The organism is Nostoc sp. FACHB-110, from assembly GCF_014697425.1.
Classification (GTDB): Bacteria; Cyanobacteriota; Cyanobacteriia; order Cyanobacteriales; family Nostocaceae; genus Nostoc_B.
In genome coordinates this window covers 99,977-119,982 of the sequence record NZ_JACJRU010000011.1, presented here as the reverse complement: position 1 = coordinate 119,982, position 20,006 = coordinate 99,977, and the positions used below count along the sequence as shown (strand labels likewise).

The 20,006-nt window shown below is 41.5% G+C and carries 18 protein-coding genes; 8 read left to right on the top strand and 10 right to left on the bottom strand.

The features are described 5' to 3' along the window. The first annotated feature begins 21 nt into the window (after positions 1-21). Both H6G69_RS13275 and H6G69_RS13270 read left to right on the top strand, forming a co-directional pair. Entirely contained in the window at positions 22-366 is a 345-nt protein-coding gene (locus tag H6G69_RS13275) for a hypothetical protein (protein WP_190687267.1), read from the top strand. Between the two features lie 264 nt (positions 367-630). Further along, positions 631-906, top strand: coding sequence for a YggT family protein (locus H6G69_RS13270; RefSeq protein WP_190687264.1), 276 nt, complete (start codon positions 631-633; stop codon positions 904-906). A 126-nt stretch (positions 907-1,032) separates the two neighbouring features. Here H6G69_RS13270 and H6G69_RS13265 read toward each other — a convergent pair whose 3' ends face one another. After that, on the bottom strand, positions 1,033-1,473 hold the full coding sequence (locus H6G69_RS13265) for a biotin carboxylase (protein ID WP_190687443.1): 441 nt from the start codon (positions 1,471-1,473) through the stop codon (positions 1,033-1,035). 229 nt (positions 1,474-1,702) lie between these two features. Here H6G69_RS13265 and H6G69_RS13260 point away from each other — a divergent pair, with 229 nt between their 5' ends. The 4 genes from H6G69_RS13260 to H6G69_RS13245 all read left to right on the top strand — a co-directional run bounded on the left by H6G69_RS13260 (position 1,703) and on the right by H6G69_RS13245 (position 3,963). Continuing rightward, positions 1,703-2,314, top strand: a complete 612-nt coding sequence (locus H6G69_RS13260; protein ID WP_190687262.1) for a hypothetical protein — start codon at positions 1,703-1,705, stop codon at positions 2,312-2,314. A 436-nt stretch (positions 2,315-2,750) separates the two neighbouring features. Then, positions 2,751-3,005 carry a zinc ribbon domain-containing protein gene (locus tag H6G69_RS13255; RefSeq protein ID WP_397326923.1) on the top strand — a complete coding sequence of 85 codons (255 nt, stop codon included), beginning with the start codon at positions 2,751-2,753 and terminating at the stop codon, positions 3,003-3,005. A gap of 65 nt (positions 3,006-3,070) precedes the next feature. After that, complete coding sequence (locus H6G69_RS13250; RefSeq protein WP_190687260.1) at positions 3,071-3,523, top strand: DUF3531 family protein; 453 nt, start codon at positions 3,071-3,073, stop codon at positions 3,521-3,523. A gap of 8 nt (positions 3,524-3,531) precedes the next feature. Beyond that, on the top strand, positions 3,532-3,963 hold the full coding sequence (locus H6G69_RS13245; protein WP_190687258.1) for an NUDIX hydrolase: 432 nt from the start codon (positions 3,532-3,534) through the stop codon (positions 3,961-3,963). A gap of 77 nt (positions 3,964-4,040) precedes the next feature. Here H6G69_RS13245 and H6G69_RS13240 read toward each other — a convergent pair whose 3' ends face one another. The 5 genes from H6G69_RS13240 to H6G69_RS13220 all read right to left on the bottom strand — a co-directional run bounded on the left by H6G69_RS13240 (position 4,041) and on the right by H6G69_RS13220 (position 12,889). Further along, positions 4,041-4,679, bottom strand: a complete 639-nt coding sequence (locus tag H6G69_RS13240) for a histidine phosphatase family protein (protein ID WP_190687256.1) — start codon at positions 4,677-4,679, stop codon at positions 4,041-4,043. Positions 4,680-4,907: 228 nt separating this feature from the next. Then, the gene (locus tag H6G69_RS13235; protein ID WP_190687254.1) at positions 4,908-5,240 is read right to left on the bottom strand and encodes a hypothetical protein; all 333 of its coding nucleotides are present in this window, start codon (positions 5,238-5,240) and stop codon (positions 4,908-4,910) included. Next, positions 5,240-5,626 carry a hypothetical protein gene (locus tag H6G69_RS13230; RefSeq protein WP_190687252.1) on the bottom strand — a complete coding sequence of 129 codons (387 nt, stop codon included), beginning with the start codon at positions 5,624-5,626 and terminating at the stop codon, positions 5,240-5,242. Before H6G69_RS13230 ends, H6G69_RS13235 begins: the two co-directional genes overlap by 1 nt. Before the next feature lie 130 nt (positions 5,627-5,756). After that, entirely contained in the window at positions 5,757-10,310 is a 4,554-nt protein-coding gene (locus H6G69_RS33890) for a PAS domain-containing protein (protein ID WP_190687250.1), read from the bottom strand. A 320-nt stretch (positions 10,311-10,630) separates the two neighbouring features. After that, complete coding sequence (locus tag H6G69_RS13220; RefSeq protein ID WP_190687236.1) at positions 10,631-12,889, bottom strand: ATP-binding protein; 2,259 nt, start codon at positions 12,887-12,889, stop codon at positions 10,631-10,633. A 294-nt stretch (positions 12,890-13,183) separates the two neighbouring features. On the opposite strand from H6G69_RS13220, the gene H6G69_RS13215 reads away from it, so the two are divergent. Then, complete coding sequence (locus H6G69_RS13215) at positions 13,184-14,602, top strand: DUF3370 domain-containing protein (RefSeq protein WP_190687227.1); 1,419 nt, start codon at positions 13,184-13,186, stop codon at positions 14,600-14,602. Positions 14,603-14,867: 265 nt separating this feature from the next. After that, complete coding sequence (locus H6G69_RS13210) at positions 14,868-15,431, top strand: VCBS repeat-containing protein (protein ID WP_190687225.1); 564 nt, start codon at positions 14,868-14,870, stop codon at positions 15,429-15,431. 232 nt (positions 15,432-15,663) lie between these two features. Here the strand turns inward: H6G69_RS13210 and H6G69_RS13205 are convergent, their stop codons facing one another. The 4 genes from H6G69_RS13205 to H6G69_RS13190 all read right to left on the bottom strand — a co-directional run bounded on the left by H6G69_RS13205 (position 15,664) and on the right by H6G69_RS13190 (position 19,834). Then, positions 15,664-15,969: a DUF4090 family protein gene (locus H6G69_RS13205; RefSeq protein WP_190687223.1), complete on the bottom strand. Its 306-nt coding sequence runs from the start codon at positions 15,967-15,969 to the stop codon at positions 15,664-15,666. 104 nt (positions 15,970-16,073) lie between these two features. Continuing rightward, positions 16,074-16,322: a hypothetical protein gene (locus H6G69_RS13200; RefSeq protein WP_190687220.1), complete on the bottom strand. Its 249-nt coding sequence runs from the start codon at positions 16,320-16,322 to the stop codon at positions 16,074-16,076. Between the two features lie 139 nt (positions 16,323-16,461). Next, positions 16,462-19,497 (bottom strand): phosphoenolpyruvate carboxylase, encoded by a 3,036-nt coding sequence (ppc, locus tag H6G69_RS13195; RefSeq protein WP_190687218.1) that lies wholly within the window; start codon positions 19,495-19,497, stop codon positions 16,462-16,464. A 100-nt stretch (positions 19,498-19,597) separates the two neighbouring features. Next, on the bottom strand, positions 19,598-19,834 hold the full coding sequence (locus H6G69_RS13190; RefSeq protein WP_190687215.1) for a hypothetical protein: 237 nt from the start codon (positions 19,832-19,834) through the stop codon (positions 19,598-19,600). Positions 19,835-20,006 lie beyond the last annotated feature (172 nt).

Genomic DNA, 20,006 nt, shown 5'->3' with positions numbered 1-20,006 from the left:
GATTGCTTCAAGGCGGTAAATATGAGTCAGCGTGATGGTTTTGCTAGTGGTTTTATAGCAGGGGCTGTTTTTGGTGGTGTAGTGGGCGGCCTATTGGGGGCTATAATTACTTCTCGGCTCGATACAGAATCAATCGAGGAAGAAACTGAACTAAATAATGGTGCAGTAGAAGGGAAAAAAACTTTCACAAAACGCCGGATGAGAGCCTCAGACACAGGAAGTTTGGAAATGGAATCAGCTAGGCGATCGCTCGAAGATAAAATCGCTCAGTTAAATGCCACAATTGATGAAGTGCGAAATCAATTGGGTAACGTTAACGGTAATGCTACTCCCAACTCAGGCGATCGTTCCTCACTACAAGAGTAGTATATTTTTCTAGGCAACGTTAAATTATGAAGCTGGCAAGCAAGGAGGTTTTGCGGCTTCTGGCAAATATGCACTCAACTATAACTGCTTTAATGGACTTGATGTCATAATCTACCAATAGCCTGACTCAATCAGACTCATCAAATACGCCCAAAATGCTAGTCATAGTCAAAATGAGCACTAATTCACAGACACCATGACAGCGACTAAACTAAAATCAACTATAAGGACGCTTGTAAAACTTAGCAGGAAACTAAAACATCCATGTTCTTACTGATTAGCACTCTTAATACCTTCATACAGATATATACTGCTCTTTTATTTATTAGAGTTCTGTTAACTTGGTTCCCAACTATTAACTGGTACAATCAACCCTTTTCTGCCTTAAGCCAAGTTACTGACCCATATCTCAATGTTTTCCGTTCTTTCATCCCTCCCTTGGGTGGTATTGATATTTCTCCAATGTTGGCAATCATACTACTACAAATAGTAGGCCAAGTAGTAAGTGGTCTGGTTGGTGGTCTACAAGGCTTTGTGTAACTATCAAATTACTTTAATGATGTTGAGTCTGGGTTAGTTAACCCAGACTTAATTATTTGTTAGCCAAGCGTAGTCACTTAGGTCAAAGCTGAGAAAAATCCTAAATTTATACTCAGCACTCATGACTTAACGCCGGACTTGACTGCTAAATCCTGAGGCTTTAAATTGCTTTAATTGCAAAGGTAGTGGCTGATTTGCTGGGACAGAAATTCTTAGTTCAAAATCACTAGTTCCTGGGGGAACTTCAGCAATAGAACCAAGACGGGTACGGTTTTGCAATACAGGGTCGTTATTCGCATCATAAATCCGACCATAGATATCTGCGTCGTAGACAGTTTTATAAGTGCCATTTTCTGCTTTACCTGTCACAATAAAACAATTAGCGGCTGCTGCACTACCACCACTAGTAACGGCTCCTTTGGCCAGTTCTGGGGGACAATCTTTATAAGAAATGTCAGATAGTTTAATCTGTGTCAAGGCTTCAGCTGTAGGGATAAATACCCAAGATATCAGCAATATGAAGCAGCAAGTCAAGATTATTTGAGTTAGTTTCGAGTAGTTCTGCATGACAAAAGTTGGCAAATTTAATAAAAATGTTCTGGTCTTTTGTTTTTCCATATTTCAAAAGGTAGCTAGTTAATTTCAGTGGACTTTGTGCTGAAGAGTTACCGTGATTACTCAACACTTAGCACTGTTTTTAACCTCAGCTTACCTGAATTTCATAACGAAGAGATTGGAGACTTTTATTTAACTTTTGTAATAATTAATCACATAACCCTTAAATTGCTATTAACCTATGAACCCAGACGAGATTGAAACAGCATTGCAAACAGCTTTTAAACGTTGTGATGTAGCTAGCTGTCCTCTCTCTGAGATGCAGAAACAGATATTACTGCAAGTAGTCAAGCAAATTCCAGGGAATTCCCCCGCTAGGATGTCTGAGATAGCTAATCCTTTAGATGAATTAGCTCCAGAAGAATTGTTAGTATTTTTACAGTTTGTTCAAACCGAGGAACAACAAAAGCGTACTTGGAAAGTGCAATTACTGAATGACTGGCTGCATAATCAAGATTCAGGCTCAGTGCAGTTTATTAGAGAACGCTATGGTTTGCAATGGTTAAATCGAGTTGAAACATATCATTTTGACAAGTATGCTGATTTTAAAGATGGAATTAAGTTAAAAATAGGCGATCGCATTGAAGTTTCCAACGCTCTTTGGGAATGGGTACAAGATGATGGCCCTTGCAAGCGGGAATGGTTTGTTTGTACAGTGATTCGCGTCGATGACACTAGTGAAGCTCAAGACTCATCTTGCAATTGTACTGTGCGCTTTTATAATGGCTCTGAATTGGAAATTTCCGGCGTTTATGATTGGAACCGCTACAATTGGCGTTGGCTGCAAAACTAGTTAGCGTTCGTCTTTCGTGTAGCGTCTCGCACAGAAGATGTTGTCCTAGAGATCGCCTGTTTTATCCTGATTCCTGCTTCTGCATTGTTCGTCTACTTTGTCAAGGTGTAAGTCCTAGAAACTAGCCCTTTCAAGGTGTGTGATTTTGCAGCTTTTTCTGGTTTAGAATCTTAGCAGTTGAGATATGAGGCTTGTTCTTGAGATAAGTTCGTTTAGGTTGAGCTTTCTTAGGAGCGCGCGGATGACGGCGAAAAGTTCTCAGCTTGACAAGGCCTGCCAGATGTTTGAGAGTTTGCGATAATTCTGAGAAGGTCATGTTCCGAAAAACACACCACTCATTAGGGGGAATGGCAATCATCATTCCTCTGTAAGTACCTTTAATTTCGTCGGCTAAATAGTAGCTGGAAATTTCGGCTTCTATCTACTACCAATTCCAATGTTGCACAAGGGTTATGATTCATTGGGTGTTAGGTTTGTAGATTGTCCACACTGCCTGCGTCAGCATGATAGAGACATCAATGCTGCAATCAATATTAGAAATGAAGGTTTGCGATTATGGGCGTTAGGAACTAGCGCTTCTGCCCAAGGAGGGGATGTAAGACCAAAGGCTTGTGGACGTAAAAAATCCACCAAGTCTGAGGCAATCCCCAATGAATTGGGAAGCCTACACTGCAGCAAGCGGTCAGTGTAGGTAGTTCACTCTTAACTCACCACTTTGATATGCTTATTTGAGTAAAAGTAATTGAGATATATTGAATGCACATTCAGTTTCGTGAATTCAATCCATTTGATGTTTGGATTTGGTTACAGTTTAGCACCATACCTTCGCAGCGAGAAAAAGAGTATATAGAAGAGGTGTTTAACTCTTGGTTTTATTTAGGTAAATTAGGTGCATTTAACGCCGAAAACCTGCAAGTTCAGGAAACCGGGCTGGAAATCAGCTATATGGATTATGATCCTCAAGGATATGACAAAAGCCTGTTAGCACTGATGCACAATATGGGCGAGATTGAGTATGAAGGACAATGGGCGCGTTGTTGGTTTGATTTAGGAACTAGCGATGCGATCGCGTTGGATATTTTAATCAACGCTCTCACCCAATTAAGCGAAGAATATGTCACTATTGAACAATTGTATATTGGCGGCGAAAATGAAGATTGGCCGATTGAAGAGGAGGACAGCCGCTCGTACTCTATTTACGATAATTAGTTGACAAAATGGGTAAGTCAGGAGAAATTCGGGTCATAGCTTTAGGACTAATTCGGGATGGCGATCGCATTTTTGTTTCTGAAGGCTATGATCCAGCAGACAAGTCTACTTTCTACCGCGCCTTGGGTGGTGGTGTTGATTTTGGGGAAACCAGTCACAAAGCTTTGCAGCGAGAATTTCAAGAAGAAATTCAAGCCCAGTTAACTAATATTCGCTATTTGGGTTGTATCGAAAACTTATTTATCTATAACAATCGGCAAGGTCATGAAATAATTCAACTTTATCAATGTGATTTTGCCGAACCGAAGTTTTACCAAATCGAAAGTCTGATGTTTTCTGAATCAGGAAACCATCATCATCGGGCATTGTGGTTAGAAATTGCTCGCTTTAAAGCTGGTGAACTGAGGTTAGTTCCTCAGGAATTTTTTAATTATTTATAAAGCATAACTTTTTGCGAGGGTAGCTGTCAGCGATAGCAAAATGCTGAGATGATGGAATTTCATTTAGAGACAGCCGCTTAGGTTCCGGCACGAGAGCGGAGATGATCGGGTATATGATGGCGATCGCCTAGTATTTCTAACAAAGGGCCATTCACATCAAATTTAACCATACTTACCGACGCAACCAAAATATTCACCCGATAGCGATAGCGTCCCAAATCAATACCCAGCAAACTACAAAGCAGAATCCGAATCGTCGCTTTATGGGACACTACTAAAACATTACCTGCGGGATGTTTTTCTTGAATTTCCGCAATTACAGGCATCGAACGGTTAGCAATATCTACCGCCGTTTCTCCGCCAATGGGCGCATTCCAAGCAGGTTCTGTCAACCATTTAACATAGTTTTCGGCGTACTTCTCTTGGGCAAACGATTTACTTTTAGTTTCCCATTTACCGTAACTACCTTCTCTAAGTCCGTCACGCAACTGCATATCCATACCAATGGCATCACAAAATGGTTTGGCAGTTGCAATTGTGCGCTTCATTGGGCTAACATAAACCGCTTCCCACTTCAATTTGTGATAAACATCGGCAAAACTCTCTGCCATTTGTAAGCCTTCTTTTGTCAATTCTGCATCAGTTTCACCGCAGAAATTACCACTTTGACTAAAAGTAGTTTCTCCATGTCGCAGTAAATATAAATTAAGTGTCATAGCTTGTATCACGTAAGATAAATAAATTTATGCACAAATAAACTACCATCAATCTCACAATTGATTATGTGACCACAGGACAAAGTAATCAATTAAAAAAGTCAATCAAAAACAATATTAAGACTGACGCAGGTTTATCTGTAATTGGAATACTGTTAGGTAATTCCGCTTTTTATATTTCAATCAGTTCTCATATAAAAATAGATTTAATCCTAAAATCAGCAATAATTAGTCATATCTGTGCTTTTTAGATTTAATTACTTCAATCACATCATCATGGCGTTGCCCTTCGATAATGTCATTTAAATGAATTTTGCCATCAATGTATTGCAGATGAATCCGCCATCCGGATAATTTATCAATATCGGCGCGATAGATTGCTTGTTTAATTCCTTTGACTTTTCGCAGTCTAGTTTTCGGAAAATTCCTAGTTCTGTGGCATTCATTATCTTCTAATTCGGCTAAGGCTTCTAAAAAATCAATTTTTAATTCCTCTGGCAAAATTTTCATAGCCTCATAAATTACACCATGCTCATCAAAAAGTGGTTTAATCTGTGGCATTAGCTAGAGTGAACCTCAATTTCTTGATTCTGCATACTAAAATCTTGGTAGAGATACTCAGCAATGGAACTATAGGCTTTTGAGGCATCTTCAGTACTAACAACTCTAAATAAAGTGATGACTGTTGTATCAAAAATTGGATCGTCATCAATCGTAAGTATGATTCTAATATCTTTATCAATTATCAAGGCATAAAGAGAAGAATCATACTCGGTATTAAATTTAATATTTTTTAGTTTAAATGCTTGATTTTCTAGTAAATTTCTCTTTTTGGAAATTAGGTCAACATACCGATTGAGTTTTTTAACAATTTTAAATTTTTCTCTATTATTAAATTTTTCCAAGTCTTGTTCAAATTCTTTGGTTGATTCAATGAGTATTTCCATTTAGCAAGTTCTTGAATCAGAAGACGAAACTTAATTTAATATAGCTGAGAATTATCGCTGTATGAAGTGTTATGAATAGCTGTTGGCAAATAATTTTAGCAAAACCCGCAAAAAAGAATTGAAGTGCTATTTAATTCTGTTGAGCTAGTTCAAAGACTGTTTGCACTAACTTATCTAAATCAAGCGGTTTGCAAATATGGTGTTGAAATCCGGCTGCTAGCGATCGCTGTTGGTCTTCCATTCTGGCATAAGCCGAAAGAGCGATCGCGCCTATCTGTCCACCTTGTGCATCTGGTAGAGAACGTATTCTTTGCAAGAGTGTATAGCCATCCATCTCTGGCATACCAATGTCACTAATTAAGACCTGGGGTTGAAACCATTCAAGAGAAGCTAAAACTTCTGCTGCTGAAGTAACCGCTAAAACTTCTGCACCATATTGTTCCAGTACTGCTATTACCAATTCCCGCGCATCAATTTCATCATCAACCACTAAAACCTTCACGCCTGTCAAATCTATTTCTTGCGCTAGTAATTCGTCAGGGTGATTTTTCAGTAACTCATCATCTAACAAAGGAAGCTTAACTGTAAAAGTGGCTCCTTGGCCTTCTCCTTGACTATCAGCTTGAATTGTGCCTCCGTGGGCTTCCACTAAATAGCGCACAATGGCTAATCCCAACCCTAAACCACCATACTTGCGGGTGGTGGAAGCATCTTCTTGGCGAAATGACTCAAATATATGTGGCAGAAAATCAGGATTAATACCTTTGCCTGTATCACTGATTTGAATCTGGGCTTGATTGTCAACTCGCTGTAAAATAATATCTACTCTTCCGCCTGGGGGTGTAAATTTAATGGCATTAGATAGTAAATTCCACAGAATTTGCTGGAGTCGTGCCGAGTCGCCAGATACTTGTCCTACTTGGGCTAAGACCGAATTTAACACAATCGATTTCGCAAAGGCGGCTGTTTTTACCGTATCCAGTGCAGCCTCAATGACAAACACTAAATTGACAGAAGCCACATCCATATTGAGTTTGCCGCGCAAAATCTTAGCGACATCCAGCAAATCATCAATTAGTTGACATTGTAAATTGGCGTTACGCTCAATAGTTGCTAATGCTTCAGCTGTTTTAGCTGGATCGAATTTCCGGCTTTGCATCAGCTTTGCCCAACCTAAAATCGGGTTAAGTGGCGATCGCAATTCGTGAGACAGAATTGCTAAAAACTCATCTTTAATGCGGTTAGCACGTTCAGCTTCTGCCCTAGCTATTTGCTCTTGTTCTAACAGGCGATTACGTTCTTGCTCTGCTTGTTTTTGTTCAGTAATGTCAGTATTAGTGCCGAACCAACGCAATATTTTCCCCTGGTGGTCGTAGATAGGAATAGCACGCGAAAGAAACCAACGGTACTGCCCATCATGTCCCCGTAGGGGAAAGGTATCTTCCCACGACTGTCCTGTTTCAAAGCAGTGGCGAATATGTCTCACTACCCGATCAAAATGGTCAGGATGGTGGACTTTTTGCCAGCCCCATCCTTGCATTTCTTCTAAAGTTGTCCCTGTGTAATCAAACCAGCGCTGGTTATACCAAAAGATATTGCCATGTTCATCTGCCATCCAAGCAAATTGTGACATATTGTCTGCTAGGTTGCGGAAGCGTTCTTCACTTTCTTGGAGGGATTTTTCTGCTTGTTTGCGCTCAGTAATATCGAGGTTAATCCCACTCAACCGCATCGGCTCGCCTTGCTCATTGATAATCAGGCGACCAAGAGCCAACAACCAGCGAATGCCGCGTTGCGGGTGAACAATGCGAAATTCACTCCGGTATTCTAGCTGTCTTTGCTCAACAACTTGAGATACATCTGTCTTTGCTTGTTCGAGATCATCTGGATGCAGGCCTTGACACCAATCTTCATACTCTAGGGGATGATTGACTGGCTCAATTCCATGCAGAGCAAAGTTTTCCCAAGACCAAAACACCTTGCCTGTTTGAATATCCCAATCCCATGAGCCAGCTTGCGCTCCTGCCAAGGCTAATCTTAAAAGTTGTTCGTTATTACGCAAGGCATCTTCAGTTTGTTTGCGATTGGTAATATCTCGCCACGTAGCAACAAAGCCATCACCAAATTTAGCGACACGGATATCAAATGCTTTAGTTAACCTTTGTTGCCCATACTCATCTGTGTAAATAAGATTTTCCTTGACTAGGGACTTTCCTGTTTCGACTACCTGACAGTATTCATCAAATAAACCACTTTCCCGATGTCCTGGAAGCAACTCACATAAACCCCGCCCTATTTGCTGTTCATAAGTCAATTGATTATTGACACAAGCAGCATGGTTAACGTATTCAGTGCGAAAATCAATGATTTGCCCTTGCTCATTTCTGATTGCTGAGTAAATGCCCAAACAATCTAAGATGTTTTCTACAGAGGTGCGGAAGCGTTCTTCACTTTCACGCAAGGCTTGGGTGACTTTTGTTTGCTCGATGAGCGACCAGATACGTACCACTGCTTCTTGTAAGAGTGTGACTTCATTAACACTCCAAACTCTTGATGTGGGAGTAGAAACAGTTAAAACTGCGGCTAATTTTCCTTGATCAATACAGGGAATAGCTACAAAGGCAGAAATTTGCAACAAGCGGTAATTTTGGGCAACAGTAACTGTGCGCGGATCGGTGGTGATTTCATTGACAACAACTGCTTGATTGCTGGCAAAGGTAGCTTGCAGTTCGGCAGTTGCAAAATCTGATAGTTTTTGAGTTTGCGCAAGATGATCAAAATTGCGAGACCATACTTGTTCTGGAATATAAAGACCTTGCTGTAAATTAACTCTGCCCAATGTGCAGCGGTTCACATCTAGGTATTGCCCTAAGCTACGGACAGTTTCTTGCATCATTGTTTGAGCATCTTGCAGATGTCGCAAGCGCAAATCAAGTTGGGTAAGAAACTGCTTGTTCAGTTCGCGCTGTTTTCTGGCAGTAATATCTTCCGCAATGCCTGTAAAGCGATAAGTATTGCCTGTTTCATCTTTAATCCCAAAGCAGCGGTCTCTTACCCAACGAATGCTGCCATCAGGCAAGATAATCCGATATTCTTCATCAAATTGATCAGCGATCGCTTTTTCTTGAAACGCTCTATTAATCGATTCTCGGTCTTCTGGGTGAATGAAATTAAACCAGTTATTTTGATCAGCATACAAATCCTGGCAATTTAAGTCCCACAAGCGTTCATAAGCGGGGCTAACATAGCTGACACGATTTTCCGCAACATCTTTAATCCAAAAAACAGCATCAATATTTTCCGCAATTTGACGAAATCTTAACTCGCTCTCGCGCAAAGCTTCGGCTGACTTTTTGGTTTCTGTGATATCTATATCACTACCTGCCATCCTGATTGGTTGATTGTTTTGGTCGTAGAATACTTTTCCTTGGCTTAATGCCCAGCGAATTTTACCGTGAGGATAAACCACCCGAAACTCAATTTTATAGTCTTCGCCTGTAGTAATAGCTCGATCAATGGCTGCTTGGACGCGATCGCTATCTTCAGGATGTAATAATTGTTTGAACATCTCCAAAGAGCCGTCAAACTCTCCTGGTTGCAATCCAAATAAAGCTTCCAGGTTATCAGACCAAGAAATCACACCTGTTTGGATATTCCAATCCCATGTTCCCATCCGCGAAGCTTGCAGTGCCATTTGCAGTCTTTGTTCATTTTCGCGCAGTTCTGCTTCTACTTGTCTGCGCTCAGATAATTCATATTGTGCTTGCTGATAAAGTTCTGCCTGGCGTAGGGCAATACCTAAACCTGTGGCTAATTCTTGCAGCAACTCAATTTCTAAAGGTTGCCACTGGCGAGTATCTCGACAATGATGAGCAATTAACATTCCCCACAATTGCCCATCTTGCAGAATCGGCACAACTAAATTGGCGCGCACTTGCAACTTAGCCAATAATTCTACGTGGCAGGCATCAATACTGCCATCGTAAATATCTGATTTAACTTTTATGAATCCCTGACAAAAATATTCGATATAGTTTTCATTCAGACAAGGATCATACAGCGAAGTAGATAACAGCGGCGTCCATTCAGCACCAACTGATTCGGTTTTTACTATACCCCAACCGTTTGATTGCAAGCGGAAAATTAACACCCGATCTGTCTGGAGAAACTGCCTAACTTCGGTGACTGTAGTTTGCAAAATTTCTGACAAATCTGAAGATTGATAGATTTTTTGGGTAATTTGCGAGACTACACGCTCTCGTTCAATGCGTTGCTGTAGTTGGTTACGTAACTCGACATTTTCAATCGCGCCTTGGACTGCTAGTTGCAAACCTTCGGGCGTAATTTGTTCTTTGACAAGATAATCTTGCGCCCCAGCTTTCATCGCTTGAACTGCGATCGCTTCATTACCTTGTCCTGTCACCATAATTGCAGGTAAGTAAGGCTGTGCCAACAAAGATTTTAACTGACTTAACAATTCCAGCCCATCTAAATCAGGCAAGCGATAATCCAGCAATATCGCATCAGGCTGGTGCTGCTGGAAGAGTTTGATACCTTGCTTGCCCTGCGATGCTTCTAAAAACTTGTAGGAATAATCACCATCTCGCAATAAATAGCGTCGATAGAGTTCCCGGTCTTCTGGAGAATCATCGATAATTAAGATTTTACGCTCAGTTCCTACCATGATTAATACTCCAGATGATCCAGAAGTGCTGTCACTTCAACCCCTTACTGTATGAGCGTTAGCGTATCTTGTTTTATTGGCTCAAAATTTCTTGGTTTGATAATGCGTAGCTACTTAATCTAAGTCTGTAGCAATTTTCAAGATTTTTTAGGTTTTTGGATCTAGTCAATGCTGTAGCCGGAATGGTTTTTAGATTATCATCCTGTCTGATCTGGCGCAATACTTCTTTGATATTGGTTTTAAGCAGATTTAAATCTAGCCTGTACTTGGCACTACTGCACCCCTAGAGGTGGGAGAGAAATCACATCTCTCAAATTTGGTCAAGCAATGTCTGGCACAGATAAAGTGAAGTAAAATGTACTACCTTGATTGGGGATAGATTCTACCCAAATTCTGCCACCGTGTCGTTCTACAATTTTCCGAGCAATGGTTAATCCTACCCCTGTGCCACCACCAAACTCTTCTCTTCCATGTAAGCGACGAAAAATTTGAAAGATTTTGTCTAGATGCTTTTCCATAATCCCAATGCCGTTATCACGAATATAAAAACTCATTGCGGTGGTTGAGGATGTAGCATCTAACTCCTGCGGGTCAATATAGCCAATTTCAATCCATTTTTGAGCTTTATCGTTGTATTTAATGGCATTACTAATCAAGTTGGTAAACAATTCCGTCACCTGGGCGAGATCGCACTCTATACTTGGCAAAGTCCGCGGCACACGAAATTCAATTTCACTGTGTGGTCGAGAAATCGTCAAGGTGTTAATTACTTGCTGAACTAACTCATCCAAATTCACCCTTTGACGGATGAGTTCGGCGCGTCCCAAGCGCGAGAAATGCAGCAGAGAATTAATCAAGTCTTCCATGCGCTGCGTCAATCGTACTAAGGTTTGCAACTTCGCTGTACCATCCTCATTTAAGATATCGGCGTAGTCTTCCATCAAAAAGTTGGCGTAGTTATGAATGCCGCGTAGCGGTTCCTTTAAGTCGTGGGAAGCAATATAAGCAAAAGAATCGAGTTCTTCGTTGCTGCGTTGCAGTTCATAATTCATCGAGGCTAATTCGTCGGCTTGGCGCAACACAATGCCAACAATTAAGCTTCTGAGTTCGGCGACTGCGGCAATTTCACAAGCTTTCCAAGCTAAAGCACAGCCGCGCACTGTTTCTTGCCACAAATCAAAGGATTTACGCGGTGAAAGTTTCTGGCTCCCATCTGCTAAAACTTCGACAGGTTTATTGGGGTTGCCGCCCCAATTGACTGTTTGGATGATTTCTGGGCGAAACCAGACAATATAGTTGTGATGCACGCGGGAAATTTCCAGGGCTAAAACTCCACTAGCGATCGCTTTGAAGGATTCGGCTGTGGCATAATTTTTACTGAGGCAGTTGGTGGCAAATAAACTTTGATGTAAATGGGGTTTAATCCACTCGAGTAAAGCATGAACCTCTGCTTCTGAAGGTGTTTCGCCTACTTGGATACATTGATTACGGCTACAAATTACTGCCCCAGTCGCATCTACAAGATTTAGTAATTGGGATTTGACTTGCACTATGCCATCGAGAAAAAACTGAGACTGAGACAAAGCCTCCACAAACTGAGTTTGTAAAATCTTCAACTGCATTTTGTAGTCAATGTCTTCACTAGCTTCTTTATTTGCTAGTTCTACTGATACTACCTGACCAATAAACTCACACGCAGTGCGGATGCTATAAGGAATATATTTCGGTGCAGAATGATGGCAAGCAATTAATCCCCAAAGCTGGTGATTTTGGATGAGAGAAATGGACATTGAAGCTGTCACGCCCATATTTTTGAGATACTCCAAGTGTATGGGCGAAACACTCCGCAACACTGACAAACTCAAATCCAGAGGCTGATTAGTTAAGGGATTATGCTCGGGAATTAAAGCGACAGGTTGATAATTAGCATCAGGAATTAAGCGCAACCAGTTAAGTGTATAAAGATGTCGGGCTTGTTTGGGAATATCAGAAGGTGGGTAATGTAAATCTAGGTAAGGTATTTCTTGGTCGGTATCTTCAGCGATAACGCAACCTGCCCCTTGTGGATCAAATCGATACACCATCACGCGCTCAAAGCCAGTAATGCGTCGTACTTCTTTGACTACAATCTGGCACATATCCAGCAGCGTTGGTGCTTTTTGAATGCGGATAATTGTGCCTTTTACCTGATGATAAAAATCTAAAAAATCTGGATTTTTTTTGGTATTTTTTGGCTCCAGTTCCAAAATAATCACTGAATCTAAACGATGGACAATTCCATCGAAATCAATAGATTTTTTTAAATGCTTAATAGATAAATTGAGGGGATTAACATATTCAAAGTCCTCTGTTAAACATTGCTGAATTTTTTGAATTTGTTTTTTATCGAGTAATTCTGAGAGCAACTTGCCTAGTAGGTCTTGTGGTTGATGACCAATGACTTTGAGGGTGTTACTGCTGACTTGAATAATTTCTAGGTTATGAGCTTGTAAAACCAACAAAGCTCCGTGCGGTTGAACCAAACCGGGGATATGAATAGGCTCTTTGTCGCAATTTGTTAAATCAATAGTCTCAACCATATCCTACGGGCAAAACTCCTGTTGATTTTTCTAAAAATAGCGATCGCACCACTAAAAGCAGGCTATATCAGCAATATTACTGAGATTATTGTAGCTTGAACTCTGCAATTTCAATTTTGAGTGAGGTTATATTAGCGATCGCTATCAAAATTTTTGTGAATTTATGGCACTGGCAGTGTAGTTAGTAAAACCTATTTGGCAACTCCAGCATAGAGGAAATAAAGCATCTATTCTCAATTGCTCTCAAAGCTAACTCCAAAACTTTCAACTTCATACTTGTTTACTGACCTATTTATGTTAAATCAACTAGCATTACCTGTATCTTTATTTCTATTTGGATTTGCTATAACTCAAACAATTGGCTGCAATACTTTCCCAACTAACTCCACAGTTATTGCCCAAACTTCACCACAACCAACACCGCAAGAAATTGTGCAACCAGGAGAAGTACGTGCCTTACCTGGCAAATTAGATACAATTCCTGTGTTTAATAGCAACAGTCCAGAATGGGTGAAAAATGAGGGGATTTTACTGTCTACCTTTCCTGCTAACGGTAAAAAAGTCCCAGCCGCACACCTCAATTTTCCTTTCCAAGGACGCTTTGATTTATTTGCCCATCATTACACCCACACTCCCAAAGATTTACAAACCCTCTACGTCGGTGTAATTCTGCATAACCCTAATAAACAGCCTGTAACGGTAGATGTGTTGCAAGCAGCCAGTTACTTGATGCAAGATGCACCATTTGTCACCTTGCCGGCTTACTTAGAAAATAATGATGGCAAAGTTTATTCTGGCCCAGGCGCAAGGGCTGTAAGTGATGTCCTGCGGGGCGTGCGTCAAGCAGATTTTCCTGCTAAATTAGTCATCCCTCCAGGCGGAAATCGGATGCTACTCAATCATCCAATTCCGGTGCGAAATCTGGCAAAGCCAGTAAATGGTCGTTCTAGCTTTCTGCGCTTGCGAAGTAGTGGTAAAGTTTACGCAGCTAGTATGGCGATGTTTGCTAAGAAAAATCCAGATAGTTCCGATCGCGCGCCTACCCTCACAGAATGGCAATCTTTATTAAATAATGGCGGCTTTGCTGGGCCTAGGGATAAAACCCCGACTCCACCAAATGCTACAGGTGGTTCCCTAATTTATGGACGTGTAGCTGGTGTTTCTCAAGGTTCCCAATGGCAAGCTAATTTAGTAGATAATCCTCAGGCTCAGTATTTAACTATTCCAGAACCTGGTCAAGGTATTTCTTTTGCTGTAGATACTCTGCGCGGTGGTCGATTAGGTACAGCACAAATCCAAACGGCTAAAATGCTAGTGCGCTATCCTGATACCGCCTACGAAGCCCACGGTAATTATGGCGTGGAATATAATCTCAATCTGCCGTTAAAGAATCATACAAACCAAACTCAAAAAGTTACCCTAACTCTAGAAACTCCTTTAAAAGAGGACAAGTTATCTAAAGGTGGTATCCGTCTGCGTCAACCATCTCTTGACTTTCCATTTTTCCGGGGTACAGTGCGACTGCGATATGTTGATGACCAAGGACAACAGAAAACTCGGTATGTGCATTTATGGCATAGAACTGGTCAGGTGTTAGAACCGTTAGTGCAGTTTGTTCTACCACCTGCAAGCCAACGGAATGTCAAAGTAGATGTAATTTATCCGCCTGATTCTACACCGCCGCAGGTATTAACGGTGCGAACTTTGAAATAGGTGGAAACCATGATGAGCAAAAACGAGCGTTGTATTACATATAAATACTGAAAAGCGTAGCTCTCTAAGCATTTGATACATTTAATTAATTCGCGCCTGTAACCAAGCCGTTATCCTGATACTACCTACGAAGCACTAGAGAAAATATTACAAAACTTAATATTATTAATAATTGAGAAGTTTATTATACTTCTTGTGTAAAAAAAAGAGACTAAACTTAAGTATTAAGTATTAGCAATTATTGAACCAACTGGCTCTATTAAATATGTTGAGACAAACTTTACTTTCTGTTTCAGGAGTAACATTATGTGTTGCTTTGATCATTTCTTCCTTGATCAAATCCCTTCACGCTCAACAAGTCGGATACACCTTCGCTGGGTTAGCGGACTGGGATGGCGATGGTCGTCAGGATATTGTGGCTAGGGACAATACAACAGGTCTGTTATGGCTCTACCCTGGTGACAGGACGCGGGGCTACAGTAGTCAAGCGCGAGTACAAATCGGTAATGGCTGGAACACATACACCTTCGCTGGGTTAGCGGACTGGGATGGTGATGGCCGTCAGGATATTGTGGCTAGGGACAATACAACAGGTCTGTTATGGCTCTACCCTGGTGACAGAAAGCGGGGCTACAGTAGTCAAGCGCGAGTACAAATCGGTAATGGCTGGAACACATACACCTTCGCTGGGTTAGCGGACTGGGATGGTGATGGTCGTCAGGATATTGTAGCTAGGGACAACACAACACGTCTTTTGTGGCTCTACCCTGGTGACAGAACGCGGGGCTACAGTAGTCAAGCGCGAGTACAGATCGGTAATGGCTGGTAAAGTGATCTAGTGAATTGTGCTTTGAATCCGCCAAACGTTGTTAGGAAAACAAACCCGCCTGGAGTTGCACCAACTCAGCCAATAAATACACCCCAACCAAAAGTAGCGACTTCAGCACCAACTCATCCCCGCCCAATCGACTGGAGCTTTTGGAGAAAATGGGTGTTAGTAAATACTGTGGGGGATGCAGTGTGGACAGCAAATGTTATGGCGGGTTTTGTTTTATTCGGTACTATTTACCACCGTAGAAAAAAGCAATTTCTTTTTCTTTGAGAGGCGCGAAACCTGCTTCTATCAGCTTTTGATCTAAATCTGCTTGCGGAATGTGTTTAGCACCGATTCTCACAATCCGCGATCGCATTGTATTTGAAACACCACTACGCTGTCTATTTGCTTCTAAGCCCATGACTTGATGATAAAGGTCTAGCTTGGCACTAGGAATAGGAGTACCATCAAAATCTATCCCTTTAGCGATCGCTTCATCAATGGCATCTGCACCTGTGGTTGAAGAATTTACTTGATTGGTTTCGGCAGTCATGGCTGTTTGCTCTTTGTTTGCTTTGCGTAGATTTTACCAGTTTGCTGTGCCTATTCTGGTTCCAACGCCAAGGAAAAGGGCGGTAAGCGCAAAGGTACGCGAAGTTAAGGCTGGCGTGTAATCAAGCCACCAACAAATGCCCCTAAAATTGTACCTGTCCAAAGTCCTCTGGTGCTACCTTGCCACATAGCCCCAGGTGCTACCCAAGCATGACACATTTCTTTGAAACCCCAAGGCTGATTTTGGCATTTTTGGCTGTGCAGCATTAGGGTGATTTGTCCACCAATGGAGCTACCAAAAAACCCTGACGCTAAGGCAATAAAAGTACAGATGAAAATTTTGTTTTTGGTCATTAGTCAATAGTCAAAAACAGGGGGTAGGTGTTGGGTGTGGCTGAGTGGGAAAAGAAGAAAGTCTTACTACACCCTACACCCCACACCCCACACCCTCTGACTTTTCCACATAACGTGAAAAGTCAGAACAAAGTGCAGATCAACCTGTATTTCGCATCCCCGCCGCAATACCATTAATTGTTAACAGTGCGCCTCGGAGTAACTCGCCTTTGCTGAAACGAGAGTCAATTACGCCAGAGGTGGCGGTGGTGTTTTTGGCTTGGCGTAGGCGTTTGAGTAGAGAAACTTGAATAAAGCCTAAAGGTACAATTGTCCCATTGCGTAACTGCACTGAACGTTGCAATACAGGGTCGCCATCTAATAGTCGATTATGACCAGTGATTTTTAAGACAAAATCTTTGGTGAGATAGTATTCGCTAGCAATTTGCTCGAAAACTTTCTCAAATCTTTCTTTGTCTTCGGGGTTGGACAATTCCTGCACGTAATGTTGTGCCATTTGGATGTCTACTTTAGCTAAGGTCATTTCGGCTTTGGAAATCACCATTTTGAAGAACGGCCACTTCAAATAAAAGTAGCGTAGTAATTTCAAGTGTTCTTCTGGTTCTTCATCCAAGAATTCTTGCAAGGCTGTCCCCACACCGTACCAAGAAGGTAGTAAAAATCGGGTTTGTGTCCAGCTAAATACCCAAGGAATGGCCCGCAAACTGCTTAAGTCTTTTTTACCAGAAGGTCGGCGCGCAGGACGGGAACTAATTTGCAATTGACTGATTTCTTCGATGGGGGTGACTTGATGGAAGAAGTCGATAAAATCTGGTTGTTCGTAAATTAAAGCACGATAATGTTGCCGCGATCGCGCTGCTATTTCTTCCATAATTTCGTTCCACGGTTCGATATCATCAAACCCTGTTCGCAATAGGCTAGCTTGAATGACGGCGGTGGTGACGGTTTCTAAGTTATATAACGCCAAATCCACCAAAGAATACTTAGAAGCTAATACTTCGCCTTGTTCGGTAATCTTAATTCGCCCGTTAATACTGTGGCCTGGTTGTGCTAAAATCGCTTCGTAAGCAGGGCCACCACCGCGTCCCACAGAACCACCACGACCGTGGAAAATCCGTAAGTTCACGCCATATTCTTCGGCGATTTTTTGCAGTGATTTTTGGGCTTTGTGAATTTCCCAGTTGCTACTTAAGAACCCAGAATCTTTGTTGCTGTCGGAATATCCCAACATGACTTCTTGTAAGTCGGGATTAAGTGCTGTGTACTGAGGATCTCTTTGCTGAATAATTTCGTAACCGCCAGCTAACAAAGCCCGATATAACGGTAGTTCAAACAACTCCCGCATGATGCTGCGAGAACGTTGCAAGTCTTCTACCGTTTCAAATAACGGCACAACTTGAATTGACCCAACTGCAACTGCTGGGTCAAATAATCTGGCTTCTTTGGCTAAGAGTAAAACTTCTAGTACGTCGCTGACTTGACGACACATACTAATAATATAAGTTTGGCAGATATTTACGCCAAACTCTTGTTGCAGCGATCGCAAAATTCTAAAAGTTTCAATCACATCGTTGGTTTTCTCAGAAAATGGCAGTTCCGCCGGAATTAATGGTCGGCGGGTTTGCAATTCTGAGGTTAACCAAGCAACGCGCTGTTCTTCGCTCAGGTCGTTATACGCTTGGGGTAATACTTGCAGATATTCTAAAATCTCGTTCAGCGCATCAGAGTGGCGGGTTGATTCTTGGCGAATATCTAACTGGGTCAAGTGAAAGTCAAAGATTTCGACTTGAGAAATTAAATTATCTAGTTCCCGACAACTTAAGCCAGTTTCGCTTAAATTGCGCTGAATTAGCCTTAATTCAGTTAAAAACTCCTCACCAGAACGATACATTGGGGCATTTTCGTTGGTGGGTGTTTCGCGCTTATATAATGCTAAATTGCGATCGCGGGTATTTTCCAACCGCCTCAAGATATAAGACAACTTTAGTCGATACGGTTCTTGGCGATAACGCAAAGCCAACGCATCATATATTTCACTTAACTGAGACTGATCTAATTCCAGGGATTCCAATAAATCTGGCAGTACATCACTCCAGTGCATAGAAATGCTTAATAACTCAATCAGCGTCTTCACTGATTGAATATAGCGTTCTAGCACCATTTTACGCTGATAACAAGCTGTCTTCCAAGTGATTTCGGGCGTAACTGATGGGTTGCCATCTCTATCAGAACCTACCCAAGAACCAAAAGAGCAAAAATTCTTGCGTGGCGGTTCTAACCAGCCAAAAGTTTTACTCAAAGCATATTTGAAGCGTTTATGCAGTTGTGGAATGCCATCAAATAATACTTCTTGGAAGTAGTGCAAAGCATAATCTACTTCATCTAAAACTGTGGGTTTAAATTGATGCAGTTCATCAGTCCGCCACCACAGGCGAATTTCTTCGAGTAACTTTTCACGTAACTCAGCCGACTCCCAAGGATAAGCACCTGCACGGTTTTCGGCTGCATCTATATTTTGCAGCAAATTGACGACTTGCCGTTGTTTGTCGCGGATAGTGTGACGCACAATTTCTGTGGGGTGGGCGGTAAATACCAAGCGCACATCTAGCTGCGAAATCAGGCGTTGAATTTGTTGGGGTGGCACATTCAAGTCATATAAATAAGGAAACAGGGTCGCAAATGTCCCTTTTTGCTTGTTGTGCATTTTGCTAACCCAACTTTTAGCCAATACATCCGTCCCTATGCCTTTGTTGACGAATGCATCATCTTCTTTGTCGTTAGAAGAGTAACTCGTTTCCGAAACTATTTCTACAGTTGTGACTTCTGTTTCGACTTCCGAATAGCGAGTTAATTGCTGTTTTTGCTCGTATTCTTGCTCTATGATGTTGATTAACTGAAAATACAGCGCGAAAGCACGCGCCGCGCGAATAGCTTCATTAATATTCAGTTGTTCAATCAATTTTACTGCTGATGCTGCTTGGTCGTTTGTGGCTTGTCCTTCCGGCGAACACAAATCTCGCAATTGGCGCAACAAATCGACCATTTTCTGACCGCATTCTTGCCGCAATACGTTCTCCCATAATTCTTCAACTATTTGGAGACGACGACGTAAGAATAATTCTGATGCTGGATAATAATTCGCAGCGTGGGACACAGAGTATAAAAGCGTACTCATATTTGCTTCTCTTGTAAAGCCAATTACTGTTTACATTTTTGAACTTTGTGAATTACGCTCATTGTTTTCTATGAACGTTTTAATTTTTAAAGTATAAGTTTTAGCTTTTATTTGTTAATTCATCGTCAGGGAAGGGAAGAATAGGCAGGCGATCGCCGCGAAATAATTCTTCACTAGCTTGCCCTATAGATTCTAGGGCTTTTACAGTGGCCTTTTGAGAGGTGAGCAGCAGTAGTATAGACGCTGTACCTATTTCTAACAGGAGAGATTGGGGAATGCTAAACAGAACCAGATTTAATCCAGGGTTGGTTGAAGATTGGGAGGTAATAGAAGGCATTGCTAATTTTTAGGTTGTGGGCAAACGAATAAAACGAAACGCAGAAATAAACATCTGTAAGACTTGCAACGATATAAGACTATCTTGGCCTATTTTGCAAGCACAGAAGGTAACAAAAGTGTTAAAAAAAAACAGCAAAATATGATAAACCTATGGTTCTAGTTTACAAGCG

Excerpts from the sequence above, each read along its gene's own strand:
- ppc (WP_190687218.1), bottom strand. The coding sequence starts at position 19,497 with ATGAGTACGCTTTTATACTCTGTGTCCCACGCTGCGAATTATTATCCA.
- H6G69_RS13200 (WP_190687220.1), bottom strand. The coding sequence starts at position 16,322 with ATGACCAAAAACAAAATTTTCATCTGTACTTTTATTGCCTTAGCGTCA.
- H6G69_RS13260 (WP_190687262.1), top strand. The coding sequence starts at position 1,703 with ATGAACCCAGACGAGATTGAAACAGCATTGCAAACAGCTTTTAAACGT.
- H6G69_RS13270 (WP_190687264.1), top strand. The coding sequence starts at position 631 with ATGTTCTTACTGATTAGCACTCTTAATACCTTCATACAGATATATACT.
- H6G69_RS13245 (WP_190687258.1), top strand. The coding sequence starts at position 3,532 with ATGGGTAAGTCAGGAGAAATTCGGGTCATAGCTTTAGGACTAATTCGG.
- H6G69_RS13255 (WP_397326923.1), top strand. The coding sequence starts at position 2,751 with ATGTTGCACAAGGGTTATGATTCATTGGGTGTTAGGTTTGTAGATTGT.
- H6G69_RS13210 (WP_190687225.1), top strand. The coding sequence starts at position 14,868 with ATGTTGAGACAAACTTTACTTTCTGTTTCAGGAGTAACATTATGTGTT.
- H6G69_RS13275 (WP_190687267.1), top strand. The coding sequence starts at position 22 with ATGAGTCAGCGTGATGGTTTTGCTAGTGGTTTTATAGCAGGGGCTGTT.
- H6G69_RS33890 (WP_190687250.1), bottom strand. The coding sequence starts at position 10,310 with ATGGTAGGAACTGAGCGTAAAATCTTAATTATCGATGATTCTCCAGAA.
- H6G69_RS13240 (WP_190687256.1), bottom strand. The coding sequence starts at position 4,679 with ATGACACTTAATTTATATTTACTGCGACATGGAGAAACTACTTTTAGT.
- H6G69_RS13205 (WP_190687223.1), bottom strand. The coding sequence starts at position 15,969 with ATGACTGCCGAAACCAATCAAGTAAATTCTTCAACCACAGGTGCAGAT.
- H6G69_RS13250 (WP_190687260.1), top strand. The coding sequence starts at position 3,071 with ATGCACATTCAGTTTCGTGAATTCAATCCATTTGATGTTTGGATTTGG.
- H6G69_RS13220 (WP_190687236.1), bottom strand. The coding sequence starts at position 12,889 with ATGGTTGAGACTATTGATTTAACAAATTGCGACAAAGAGCCTATTCAT.
- H6G69_RS13235 (WP_190687254.1), bottom strand. The coding sequence starts at position 5,240 with ATGCCACAGATTAAACCACTTTTTGATGAGCATGGTGTAATTTATGAG.
- H6G69_RS13215 (WP_190687227.1), top strand. The coding sequence starts at position 13,184 with ATGTTAAATCAACTAGCATTACCTGTATCTTTATTTCTATTTGGATTT.
- H6G69_RS13190 (WP_190687215.1), bottom strand. The coding sequence starts at position 19,834 with ATGCCTTCTATTACCTCCCAATCTTCAACCAACCCTGGATTAAATCTG.
- H6G69_RS13265 (WP_190687443.1), bottom strand. The coding sequence starts at position 1,473 with ATGCAGAACTACTCGAAACTAACTCAAATAATCTTGACTTGCTGCTTC.
- H6G69_RS13230 (WP_190687252.1), bottom strand. The coding sequence starts at position 5,626 with ATGGAAATACTCATTGAATCAACCAAAGAATTTGAACAAGACTTGGAA.